A 12514-nucleotide genomic window follows, 5' to 3' on the forward strand; every position below is an offset into this window, starting at 1 on the left:
GGAGGGTCAGACGAGTGCGTCGAGAGCGAACGCGACACCGGATGCACGCTCGCTCGCTGCCCAGAGCTGCGCTGCGACCGTCCGGTCGTGCGCCCGTGGTTCCGCCGCGACCACGGCGGCCGGGCCACGGAGCTGCATCCAGCCCGCCGGACCCCAGTACTCCCCCGAACGCACGTCCGCACCGACGGCCGCGTGCACGAGCGGCTGGGCACCGAGGTCCTTGCCCTGGGCCACGATGCGCTGCGCCGGGCGGATCCACTCGGGCTCGGGTCGTGCCGGGCTGACCTCCGGGCGTGCCGGTGACAGGCGGTCGAGCGACAGGCCGGGGTGCGCGACGACGCTCGACACGGACGACCCCGAGTCGGCCAGTCGCCCGGCGAGCTCGAAGCCGAACAGCATCACCGCGAGCTTGCTCCTTGCGTACTGGCGGTGGCTCGAGTACCGACCGACGCCGAGCGGATCGGTCGCGTCGAGCTGGGCGAACCGATGGGCGATCGACCCGAGGTGCACGACCCGGCCGGCTCGTCGTTCGAGCAGGGGCAGGACCAGGGCGGTCCACGCGAAGTGCCCGAGGTGGTTCGTGCCGATCTGCAGCTCGGTGCCCTGTGCCGTGCTCCCCCGCGTCGACGCCCCGACGACCCCGGCGTTGTTCACGACCGCGTCGACGCCGTCGGGCTCCAGCGCGGCGAGTTCGTCGGCAGCGGCACTGACCGAGTCGAGGTCGGCGAGGTCGAGGTGGACGTGCGCGAGCGAGGCGCCGTCGACGTGCCGCCGGATGCTGCGCTCGGCGGCGTCCGCCCGACCGCGGTCGCGCGTCGCCAGCACCACACGGTGCCCCGCCGCGGCGAGCTGCTCGGCGGCGTGGTAGCCGAGCCCGGCGCTCGCACCGGTGACGACGACCGTACGGGCGCCGTCAGCTGACATGCCCGGCCGACTCCATCTGGCGCAGGGCCTTCTTCAGGTCCTGCACCTCGTCGCGCAGTCGCGCCGCGAGCTCGAACTTCAGCTCGGCCGCAGCCTGCAGCATCTGGTCGTTCAGGTCGGCGATGATGGCACCGAGCTGCGTCGCGCCCTCGCCCGCGATGCCGCCGCGCTTGAGGTTCGGCGTGGGCGACCGACGGCCGTCGGTGCCGGGGCGACCCTGCAGGAGCGCCTTCGTGTCGTCGTTCTCGCGCTGCAGGACCTCGGTGATGTCCGCGATCTTCTTGCGCAGCGGCTGGGGGTCGATGCCGCGCTCCAGGTTGTAGGCGACCTGCTTCTCGCGACGGCGATCGGTCTCCTCGATCGCGATCTTCATGGAGTCGGTCATCTTGTCGGCGTACATCAGCACCTGGCCCGACACGTTGCGGGCAGCGCGACCGATCGTCTGGATGAGCGACGTCGACGACCGGAGGAAGCCTTCCTTGTCGGCGTCGAGGATCGCGACGAGCGACACCTCGGGCAGGTCGAGGCCCTCGCGCAGCAGGTTGATGCCGACGAGCACGTCGTAGACGCCCTGCCGCAGCTCGGTCAACAGTTCGACGCGCTTCAGGGTGTCGACGTCGGAGTGCAGGTACCGGACGCGCACGCCGGCGTTCCCGAGGAAGTCGGTGAGTTCCTCCGCCATGCGCTTGGTCAGCGTGGTGACGAGGACGCGTTCGTCCTTCTCGACCCGCTGCTTGATCTCCTCGAGCAGGTCGTCGATCTGGCCGTCGCTCGGCTTGACCACGATCTCTGGGTCGATCAGGCCGGTCGGGCGGATGATCTGCTCGACGACGCTGTCGGTGACCCCGAGCTCGTAGCGCCCGGGGGTGGCCGACAGGTAGACCTTCTGCCCGACGCGCTCGAGGAACTCCTCCCACTTCAGGGGGCGGTTGTCCATCGCGCTCGGCAGGCGGAACCCGTGCTCGACGAGGGTGCGCTTGCGCGAGGCGTCGCCCTCGTACATCGCGCCGATCTGCGGCACGGTGACGTGCGACTCGTCGATGACGATGAGGAAGTCGTCGGGGAAGTAGTCGATGAGGCAGTGCGGCGCTTCGCCCGGACCACGGCCGTCCATGTGCCGCGAGTAGTTCTCGATGCCCGAGCAGAACCCGATCTGCTCCATCATCTCGATGTCGAACGTGGTGCGCATCCGGAGGCGCTGGGCCTCGAGCAGCTTGCCCTGGCCCTCGAGCTCGGCGAGCCGTTCCGCGAGCTCTTCCTTGATGGAGGCGATCGCGCGGTGCATCACGTCGGTGTCCGCGACGTAGTGCGAGGCCGGGAAGATCGACACGGCGGGCAGGTCGTCGATGACGTTGCCGGTGAGGGGGTGCAGCGAGGAGAGCGCTTCGATCTCGTCACCGAACATCTCGATGCGGATCGCGTGCTCTTCGTACATCGGGATGATCTCGATGGTGTCGCCACGCACCCGGAACGTGCCCCGGGCGAAGTCCACGTCGTTGCGCTGGTACTGCATGGCGACGAACTTCCGGACGAGCTGGTCGCGCGAGATCGTCTGACCCACGTGGAGCGCGACCGATGCGTTCATGTACTGCTCGGGGGTGCCGAGGCCGTAGATGCAGGAGACGGTGGACACCACCACGGTGTCACGACGGCTGAGCAGCGAGTTCGTCGTGGAGTGCCGGAGCCGTTCGACCTCGGCGTTGACCGAGGAGTCCTTCTCGATGAAGGTGTCCGTCTGCGGGACGTACGCCTCGGGCTGGTAGTAGTCGTAGTACGAGACGAAGTACTCGACCGCGTTGTTCGGCATCAGGCCGCGGAACTCGTTGGCGAGCTGCGCCGCGAGGGTCTTGTTGTGCGCGAGCACGAGCGTCGGCCGCTGGACCTGCTCGATGAGCCACGCGGTCGTCGCCGACTTGCCGGTACCGGTCGCACCCAGCAGCACGACGTCGGTCTCACCGGCGTTGATCCGCCCGGCGAGTTCCGCGATGGCCGCGGGCTGGTCGCCACTCGGCGAGTACTCGCTGATGACCTCGAACGGACGCACCGCTCGGGTCGGTTCGATCGCAACACCCATGGGGACAACGGTAGTCGGCACCCCTGACACCGAGGACCCCTGCTCGCCCTCGGCGTATTGTCCGCTGCAAGCAGGCTCCAAGTCGACTGATAGTGGCCGGGCATACCGTCCGATCCGTTCAGTCACCCGACTCCTTCCCACTCCCCCGAAGAGGCCTCATGACCACGGCGACCCCGGCCGCACCGATCAAGGGCACCCCGTTCCGCGGACGCATCCGCGGGCGCGTGCTCGTCCTGCTCTGCTGCATGTACGCGATCTCGTACATCGACCGGACGAACATCTCGACCGCGCTGCCGCACATCACCGAGGAGTTCGGGTTCAACGAGGCGACCGCCGGCCTCATCGTCTCCGCGTTCTCGTTGCCGTACGCCCTGCTGCAGGTGTTCGGCGGCACGATCAGCGAGAAGTTCGGCCCGCGCCGTGCGCTCTTCGTCATCACGGTGATCTGGGGCGTCGCGACGCTCTGGACCGGGTTCGCCGTCGGCTTCTGGACCCTCTTCGCCGCACGGGCACTGCTCGGGCTGAGCGAGGCCGCGGCGTTCCCGACCGCCACGCAGGCGATGAGCCGGTGGATCCCCCGCGACCGGAACGGCTTCGCCCAGGGCGTGGTCCACTCGGCCGCCCGGCTCGGCAACGCCCTGGCGCCGCTCATCGTCGCGTGGGTGATCGGCGCGACGGGGAGTTGGCGCTGGGCGTTCTTCGCCACCGCGGTGCTGTCCCTGGCGTGGGCGGTCGTCTGGTTCGTCTGGTTCCGCGACGAGCCCGAGTCCGCGAAGGGCATCACGCAGGTCGAGCTCGCCGAGCTCCCGCCGGTCGAGACGCGCGCGACCCGTCCCCCGGTGCCGTGGCGGCAGATGGCGAAGCAGATCCTGCCGGTCACCTTCGTCGACTTCGGGTACGGCTGGACCCTCTGGGTGTTCCTCACGTGGCTCCCGACGTTCCTCAGCTCCACCTACGGCCTGGAGATCGGCGACTTCGCCCTGTTCACCACCCTCATCCTGCTGGCCGGTGTCGTCGGGGACACGGTCGGCGGGATGCTCAGCGACCGCATCATCCACCGCGGCGGGAACACCCGGAACGCCCGCCGGATCATCCTGGTGATCGGACTCGGCGGCTCGCTCCTCTGCCTCGTCCCGCTCGTGATCGGGCAGGGGCTGCTCGTCGCGACGATCTCGCTGGCGCTGTCGTTCTTCTTCCTCGAACTCTGCAACGCCAACCTCTGGGCGATCCCGATGGACGTCGCGCCGCAGTGGTCCGGCACGGCCTCCGGCTTCATGAACACCGGGTTCGGCATCGCCGGTGTCGTCTCGCCCATCGTCTTCGGGCTGCTCATCGACGCCTCGGGCTGGCAGGTTCCCTTCGCGCTCTCCTGTGTCCTGCTCGGAGCCGCGGCCGTCGTCGCGTGGTTCATGAAGCCCCAGCGGCTGACCTCCACCGACGGCGTGCTCGAGATCGGCGTCCCGAAGGCCGAGCAGCGCCCGGCCTGACGGGCAACGTGCGGAACGTGCGCCGGCCCTGGTGGTCCGCGCGCGACGGCCGGGAGGCGCGGGTCGGGCCCTCCCGGCCGCCGTGCCACGCGTCCACCGCACCGCGCGGCTGGCGTGAGCGGGCGCTCAGCGCGTGGCGCGCCGCCCGACGTCGTCGGTCTCGCCGACGAGGGCGTCGTCCGGCTCCACCGGTTCCGGCGACCGCTGCGGCACCGCCGCGCCTGCGGAACGACGCGCCCGCGCCGCGCGCGACGCCCGAGAGGACAACGACGGCCGCCCGGTCAGCGGCACGCTGAGGGGCGTCCACCGGAACAGCTCGGTCACCGCGACGGACAGCACCAGCACGAGCACGTAGGTGACGAGGGTGAGCCACGGCCGTGGCACGACGGCCTCGAGCCAGCTGTCGCCGTAGAGCAGGATCCAGATGACGAACGGGTGGCTCAGGAAGATGCCGAACGAGCGGTCGGAGGCGTAGTCGACGAACCGGGCGGTCCGGCTCCCGGGGCGCCGTCGGTCTGCCCATGCGGCGCCGATCGCCAGGAACCCGACGAACACCGCGGTGCTCCAGACCACCTGGATCGGCTGCAGCGGCGTCCCCGCGGCGTAGAGGGACTGCCCGAGGCCCACCTGGAGCGCCCACACGACGAGGGTCAGCCCCCCGACGCCGGCGGACCCCCACAGGACCGGACGCCGGTGGACCCGGATGAACCGCAGGAAGGCGTCGGCGTGGTCGGCGGCGATCGCCCCCGAGACGATGAAGAAGACGTACGAGAAGAAGAACTGCTTCTGGTACCCCTGCATCCACGCGTCGCTCGCCGGGAAGTACTTGTACCCGGCGAACACCACCAGCTGGACGAGGAAGGCCACGACCAGCACGGTCACGTGGTGCCCGCGGGTCCGGCGCACGAGCCAGACGATCACCGGCAGGAGCAGGTACACCTGCATCGTCACGAGCAGGAAGTACAGGTGGTACCACGAGGTGCCGGTGACGATGCCCTCGGCCGCGGTGCGCACCAGGTCCGGGACGTCGCCGCGGCGGGTCGGGCTCAGCAGCCACGCCGCCGCGACGTAGACGAACGACCACGCCAGGTACGGCACGCCCACGAGCAGGAACCGCTTCGGCCAGAACTGCGCCATCGGCCTCGGGCGCAAGGTGTAGCTGTACACGAGCACGAACGCGGTCAGCGAGAAGAAGACCAGCCGGGTGAAGTGCAGCAGGGCGAGCAGCGCGTTCAGCCCGACGTCGTCGGTGGCGGCGGTGTGGCTCGTGGTGTGCACCCCGATCACGCACGCGAACGTGAGGATGCGGAGCACGTCGACCTCGTACAGGTGCCGCGGCTTGCCCTCGGCCGTGCGCGACGGCGTCTGCACCCCCGGCTCGTCGCCGTTCGATGCCGGCGACACGCGTGATGGTCCGTTCACGAGGGTCGGGCCATGGTCCGGACCTTGGCGCGCTGCACCTTGCCGGTGGGTGCACGCGGCAGGTCGGGCACGACGATGACCTCGACCGGTCGACGGAACCGGGTCAGGTGTGCCTCGGCCCGGGCCACGAGCTCGGCGACGAGGGCTGCGTGGTCGGTCGGTTCGTCGGGCTGCGGGATCACGTAGGCGATCGGCACGGCACCGAGCACGTCGTCGGGGCGGCCGACGACGACCGCCTCGAGCACGCGCGGGTCACCGAGCAGGACGTCCTCGACCTCGGACGGGTAGACCTTCTCGCCGCCGCGGTTGATGACGTCGTCGGAGCGCCCGGCCAGGGACACCCAGCCGTCGGCGCTCACGGAACCGACGTCACCGGTGTGGAGCCAGCCGTCGGCGTCGAACCGCTCGGACGCACGACCCCCGAGGTACCCGCGGACGATCCCCTCGCCACGCACCCAGAGCGCGCCGATCTCATCGGGAGGCAGGAGCGCCCCGTCCTCGCCGCGGACCTGCACCTCGCACCCGACCGGCACCCCGACGGTGCCGGGCCGGGCCGGTCCGTCGAGCGGGGTCGCCGTGATCTGCGAGGCGCCCTCGGTCATGCCCCAGCTCACGACGAGCGGCACGTCGCCGAGGGCGGCGCGCACGGGATCGGGCAGCGGCGCCGACGCACTGCGCACGAACCGCAGGCCCGGCGGGAACTCGAGCGGCCCGGTCTTCGTCAGGACGGCCAGGACCGCCGGGACGGCGTTGAGCCAGGTGATCCGTCGTTCCGCGAGCAGGTCCCAGAACCCGGTGCGGCGGAAGCGCCGGTCGAGCACGAGGGTCGCGCCGGCGACGAGCGTCGCGAGCAGTCCCACCACCTCGGCGTTGACGTGGAACAGCGGCAAGGAGTTGAACCCGCGGTCGTCCGGCACGAGCCGGTTGTGCCGCGCGACGGCCCGGGCGACGAACAGCAGCTGCGTCTCGGGCAGCTCGACGCCCTTCGGCGTGCCGGTCGACCCGGAGGTGAACAGCACGACGGACCCCTGGCCAGGCGCGTGCGGGCTGTCGGCGGGCAGGTCGCCGTCGCGGACGGCGGTCGGGAGGAACGTGGTGGGGTCGATCCCGCTGGCCGGCGCCCCGGGGACGGTCGCGTCCACCGCACGGTCGGACACGACGATGGACGCGCCGCCGATCAGGTCGGCGAGCCGGCCGGGCTCGCTGGCCGGCTGGCCGGTGTCGACGGGGATCGCCCGGCGTCCGGAGGCGACGGCACTCAGGTGCACGACCGCGAACGCGAGCGGGTCGCCCACGTCGACCAGGACGGCACCCGACGGGGCGATGCCGATCGCGTCGAAGGTCCGCGACCAGGCGGTCACCGCGTCGTCGAGCGCGCGGTACGTGAGGACACGCTCGGAGCGAGCGTCCTCGAGAAAGTGGCGCTCGCTCCCGTCGGCCGCACGGGCCCGGATGAGCGAGCGCAGGTCGGGTTCATCGCGAACGGGCTGCACGCAGGAAGGCTATTGCGCGACCCTATGAGCGGTCGGAGGGAACAGCGGGATCTGTGGAGAACCGGTGCAGCATCCACTGCCACAGCGGGAGCATCCGAGGCTCGCCGTCACGGGTGAGCGGTGTCGAGTCCTTGATGATCAGGGAGTGCGCCTTGCCCTCGCCACCGAGGTCGGTGAGGATCGCGTGCGGGTCGGCGCCGGCGAGTGGCGGCTCGGTGTCCGTCTCGAACGGCCCGGACACGCCACTCAGGCCGAGGACGTCCCACGAACCGGTGATGCGGGGGCCGAAGGTGTCCCGGACGTCGTCGATGGCGTACATCCGGTCCACCGGTGTCCGGCCCGGGCGGTCCATCCACGCTGCGTGTGCCGGCCCGCGCGACTCGACGGGCGAGGAGAACATCAGCGCGCCGTGGACACTGCGGATGTGCGCGATGTACGCCGCCTCTCCGCCGCCCTGCGAGTGCCCGGCGACCACGATGTCGTCCCAGACGATCCGGTCGTCGCCCTGGACGAACCGACCCCATCCGCCGTCGGGGTCGTGGTCGTCGAGGTACGCGACCGCGTCCCGGAACCGCGACACGATCGACCCGGCGGGACTGACCGCACTGAACTCCGAGGGCCGCGTGCCGTCGAAGCGGTTCCGCTGCACCATGCCGTAGCAGCGTGCGTCGGCCTCACACGTGCCGGACAGGGTGCGGCCGAGGTTCCAGTAGTCGAGGCCGAGCACGTGGTAGCCGTCCGCCAGGGCGGCCCCGAGGAACCGCTGGTACTCCGCGGGACGGGACCGGGTCGCCGGCAGGAACAACAGGAGCGGACCGTCGGCCGAGGTGCGTGCGGCGAAGTCGTCGCGGTTCGGGGTGAGCCGCTCGCCGTTCACCGTGCCGAGCCGGAACCGGTGGAACTCCCCCATGGGCCCGTGTTCGTCGCCCGACGGCCGCTCGTGCACCGCGACCCGGCCGTTGTCCGCCACACGCTGGGCACCGAGGACGTTCGCGGCGACGAGCGACGCGGCCCCGATCGCCACGAGGACGATGGCGGCGATGACCAGGAGCAGGCGGTGGTTCACGGAGTGATCCGCGCCCACACCTCGTCAGCGGAGCGGATCGTCTGCTCGAGCGTCCCGGTGGCGTCGACCACGTGGTCGGCGAGGGCGAGACGAACGGCATCGCTCGCCTGGGCGGCGACGCGACGCTCGGCCTCGTCGCGGGGCATCCCGCGGTGCGCGACGAGCCGTTCGATGCGCTGCGCCGCGGGGGCGTCGACCACCACCACGGCGTCGAACCGGAGCGGACGCGAGCCGCGGGCCTCGGCGAGCAAGGGCACGTCGTAGACCACCACGGCGTCGGGGTCGGCGTCCTCGGCGACGTCGAACGCCTGCTGCGCGAGCCGCCAGACCTCCGGATGCGTGATGGCTTCGAGGTCCTTCCGGGCCGCGGGGTCCGCGAACACGATCGACCCGAGCGCCGGCCGGTCGAGGGAACCGTCTGCGGCGATCACCGACGGACCGAACCGCTCGGCGACCTGCTCCAGGCCCGGGCTGCCCGGTGCCACGGCGTCCCGCGCCAGTCGGTCTGCATCGACGACGACGGCCCCGTGCTCCGCCCATCGCCGGGAAACGGTCGACTTGCCCGCGGCGATGCCGCCCGTGAGTCCGATGATGTGCACGGCAACAGGGTAACGACCCGTGCATCCGGAAACGCCGGAAGCCCGGCACCCTGTCAGGGGTGCCGGGCTTCCGGTCGGGACGAACCGCTCGATCAGTTGTTGGTCGAGCTGAGCTTCTCGCGGAGTGCCGCGAGCGACGCGTCGTCGGCCAGGGGGCTCGCGCCACCGGTCTCGCCGGCGAACGACGAGGTCGACGACGACGAGGAAGCCGAGGCCGGGAGGTCGAAGCCACCCTGCGCCTCGTCGGCGATGGTCTTCGCGACCTGCGCCTTGTGGGCTTCCCAACGCGCCTGGGCGGCCGCGTACTGGCCCTCCCACTCGGTGCGCTGCGTGTCGTAGCCCTCGAGCCACTCGTTGGTCTCCGGGTCGAAGCCCTCGGGGTACTTGTAGTCACCCTTGTCGTCGTACTCGGTCGGCATGCCGTAGAGCGCCGGGTCGAACTCGTCGCTCTCCGGGTCGACGCCCTCGTTCGCCTGCTTGAGGCTGAGCGAGATGCGGCGACGGTCGAGGTCGATGTCGATGATCTTCACGAAGACCTCGTCGTTGACCGAGACGACCTGCTCGGCGAGCTCGACGTGCTTGTTCGAGAGCTCCGAGATGTGCACGAGGCCCTCGATGCCGTCGGCAACGCGGACGAAGGCACCGAACGGGACGAGCTTCGTGACCTTGCCCGGTGCGATCTGACCGATCGCGTGGGTGCGGGCGAAGACCTGCCACGGGTCCTCCTGCGTCGCCTTGAGCGAGAGCGACACGCGCTCGCGGTCCAGGTCGACCTCGAGGATCTCGACGGTGACTTCCTGACCGACCTCGACGACCTCGCTGGCGTGCTCGATGTGCTTCCAGCTGAGCTCGGAGACGTGGACGAGACCGTCGACGCCGCCGAGGTCCACGAACGCACCGAAGTTGACGATCGAGGACACGATGCCCTTGCGGACCTGGCCCTTGTGGAGGTTGTTGAGGAACGTCGTCCGGGACTCGGACTGCGTCTGCTCGAGGAGCGCACGGCGCGACAGGACCACGTTGTTGCGGTTCTTGTCGAGCTCGAGGATCTTGGCCTCGATCTCCTGGCCGAGGTACGGCGTGAGGTCGCGGACACGACGGAGCTCGATGAGCGAAGCGGGGAGGAAGCCACGGAGGCCGATGTCGACGATGAGACCGCCCTTGACGACCTCGATGACCGTCCCGGTCACGACGCCGTCGGACTCCTTGATCTTCTCGACGTCGCCCCACGCACGCTCGTACTGCGCGCGCTTCTTCGACAGGATGAGGCGGCCTTCCTTGTCCTCCTTCTGGAGAACCAGGGCCTCGACCTCGTCGCCGACCTCGACGACCTCGTTGGGGTCGACGTCGTGCTTGATCGAGAGCTCGCGCGAGGGGATGACGCCCTCGGTCTTGTAACCGACGTCGAGGAGAACCTCGTCGCGGTCGATCTTCACGACGGTGCCGGAGATGAGATCACCGTCGTTGAAGAACTTCAGGGTCTTCTCGACCTCGGCCAGGAAGTCATCAGCCGAACCGATGTCGTTGATGGCGACCTGCTTAGGAGCCTTGGTCGTAGTGGTTGTCATGTAGAGATTGCTCCGAACGGACATGAGTCGGGCCATGGGGTGCGGGGACTCGGCCCCCGTGGTGCACCGCCGTGGCGATTGATTGAGTGGCGCGGATTGCGCCGCGCAAGTCTAACCGCACCGGCGGAGGCCCCACAACCGGGCGTGTCGACGGCGCGTCACCCGACCAGGGCGGTCCGGAGGGTGTCGAGGCCGATGCTGCCGAGCGACAGCGCACGGTGGTGGAACGCCTTCAGGTCGAAGTCCGCTCCCTCGCGCGCAGCGACCTCGTCGCGGATGGACTCCCAGACGCGCTGACCCACCTTGTACGAGGGTGCCTGCCCCGGCCACCCGAAGTACCGCGCGACCTCGAACCGGACGAACGCCGGGTCCATGTTCACGTTCTGCCCCATGAAGTCGAGCGCGTACTCCCACGTCCAGCCGCCGCCGTCGGGGTTCGTCTTCTGCAGGTGCACGCCGATGTCGAGCACGACGCGGGCCGCACGCATCCGCTGCCCGTCGAGCATGCCGAGCCGGTCGCCGTCGTCGTCGAGGAACCCGAGCTGCTCCATCAGCCGCTCGGCGTACAGCGCCCAGCCCTCGACGTGCCCGGAGGACCCGGACAGCTGCCGGCGCCAGGTGTTCAGCTCGCCGCGGTTGTAGACGCCCTGACTGATCTGGAGGTGGTGTCCGGGGACGCCCTCGTGGTAGACCGTCGTCTTCTCGCGCCAGGTGCCGAACTCGGTGACGCCCTGGGGCACCGACCACCACATCCGGCCGGCACGGGAGAAGTCGTCGGAGGGGCCGCTGTAGTAGATGCCTCCCTCTTGCGTGGGGGCGATCCGGCACTCCAGGCGACGGATCGGGTCCGGGATGTCGAAGTAGGTACCGGCCATCGCGGCGATCGACGCATCGCTGGTCTCCTGCATCCACCGCTGCAGCGCGTCGGTTCCGTGCAGGATCCGGGACGGGTCGGTGTCGAGCACCTCGATCGCCCGGGCGACGCTCGCGCCGGACTCGATGCGGTCGGCGATGCGCTCCTGCTCGTCCCGCATGCGCGCGAGTTCCTCGAGGCCCCACTCGTACGTCTCGTCGAGGTCGACCACCGCACCGAGGAACCGGCGCGAGTGCAACTCGTAGGCCTCGCGACCGACGGCGTCGACGGGGGTGGCGAGCGGCAGCAGCTCGTGCTCCAGGAACTGCCCGAGCGACCGGTAGGCGGCCGAGGCGACCTGGGCACCACGGGTGAGCTCGGCGCGGAGCGTGTCCGGCACCGGCGAACCGTCGTCGAACGCGGCACCCTCGGCGAGGCGGGCGAAGAAGCCGTCCTCGGCGCCGTTCCTCGCTGCCTGCTCGGCGACCAGGGCGACCTGGCGCTTGGCCGGGGTGACGTCTTCGCGGGTGCCCTCGAGCAGGGTCTCGCGGATGCCCTCGAGCGCGTCCGGCAGCGCGTGCAGTCGGCTCGCGATGTCCTGCCAGTCCCCCTCGGTGGCGGTCGGCATCAGGTCGATGATCTCGCGGACCGACTGCGCCGGACTCGCGATGACGTTGAGGTCACGGAGGTGCAGCTTGCGCTCGTACGACTCCCGCACGAGGTCCAGTTCGGCGCCGAGGTCGGCCTTCGTCACCTGGTCCACGGCGTCGACGGCGGGAGCGGCGTCGAGTGCCCGCTTCGCACCGCGCGCGGCCTCGGCCATCGCGGCGGCACCGGCGGGCGAGGTGTCGCCGTACTCCCCCGTGCGTCCCGGGACGCCGATGTACGTGGCGGTCGTCGGGTCGAGGTCGACGAGGGTGGTGACCCAGTCCTCGGCGACGCGGTCGACGGCGGACGGCTGGCGGACAGGACGCTCTTCGCTCATGCCCCGACCCTACCGACCCGCGGGTCGGCAGGACTCCCGAGCC

Annotated in this window: 9 protein-coding genes; 1 reads left to right on the forward strand and 8 read right to left on the reverse strand. The window is 70.5% G+C overall.

Annotated features, from left to right (window positions below; all coding sequences use genetic code 11):
* Positions 1 to 6: 6 nt before the first annotated feature.
* Positions 7 to 924, reverse strand: coding sequence for an SDR family NAD(P)-dependent oxidoreductase (locus OE229_RS12160; RefSeq protein ID WP_262138203.1), 918 nt, complete (start codon positions 922 to 924; stop codon positions 7 to 9).
* A complete protein-coding gene (gene uvrB / locus OE229_RS12165) occupies positions 914 to 2986 on the reverse strand; it encodes an excinuclease ABC subunit UvrB (protein WP_315973850.1) in 2073 nt (690 codons plus the stop codon). The genes OE229_RS12160 and uvrB overlap by 11 nt, the downstream gene beginning before the upstream one ends.
* A 170-nt stretch (positions 2987 to 3156) precedes the next feature.
* Here uvrB and OE229_RS12170 point away from each other — a divergent pair, with 170 nt between their 5' ends.
* Entirely contained in the window at positions 3157 to 4485 is a 1329-nt protein-coding gene (locus tag OE229_RS12170; protein WP_262138208.1) for an MFS transporter, read from the forward strand.
* Between the two features lie 126 nt (positions 4486 to 4611).
* Here the strand turns inward: OE229_RS12170 and OE229_RS12175 are convergent, their stop codons facing one another.
* From OE229_RS12175 to OE229_RS12200, 6 genes are all read right to left on the reverse strand, one after another.
* Entirely contained in the window at positions 4612 to 5889 is a 1278-nt protein-coding gene (locus OE229_RS12175) for an acyltransferase (RefSeq protein WP_262138210.1), read from the reverse strand.
* Between the two features lie 14 nt (positions 5890 to 5903).
* The gene (locus tag OE229_RS12180; protein WP_262138213.1) at positions 5904 to 7400 is read right to left on the reverse strand and encodes a class I adenylate-forming enzyme family protein; all 1497 of its coding nucleotides are present in this window, start codon (positions 7398 to 7400) and stop codon (positions 5904 to 5906) included.
* Positions 7401 to 7422: 22 nt separating this feature from the next.
* Complete coding sequence (locus OE229_RS12185; protein ID WP_262138216.1) at positions 7423 to 8466, reverse strand: BPSS1187 family protein; 1044 nt, start codon at positions 8464 to 8466, stop codon at positions 7423 to 7425.
* Positions 8463 to 9065 carry a dephospho-CoA kinase gene (gene coaE / locus OE229_RS12190; protein ID WP_262138219.1) on the reverse strand — a complete coding sequence of 201 codons (603 nt, stop codon included), beginning with the start codon at positions 9063 to 9065 and terminating at the stop codon, positions 8463 to 8465. The genes OE229_RS12185 and coaE overlap by 4 nt, the downstream gene beginning before the upstream one ends.
* 92 nt (positions 9066 to 9157) lie before the next feature.
* Positions 9158 to 10633 carry a 30S ribosomal protein S1 gene (gene rpsA / locus OE229_RS12195; protein WP_182066416.1) on the reverse strand — a complete coding sequence of 492 codons (1476 nt, stop codon included), beginning with the start codon at positions 10631 to 10633 and terminating at the stop codon, positions 9158 to 9160.
* Positions 10634 to 10791: 158 nt separating this feature from the next.
* The gene (locus tag OE229_RS12200) at positions 10792 to 12471 is read right to left on the reverse strand and encodes a DUF885 domain-containing protein (protein ID WP_262138223.1); all 1680 of its coding nucleotides are present in this window, start codon (positions 12469 to 12471) and stop codon (positions 10792 to 10794) included.
* Positions 12472 to 12514: the final 43 nt, after the last annotated feature.

The organism is Curtobacterium poinsettiae, from assembly GCF_025677645.1.
Taxonomy (GTDB): Bacteria; Actinomycetota; Actinomycetes; order Actinomycetales; family Microbacteriaceae; genus Curtobacterium; species Curtobacterium poinsettiae_A.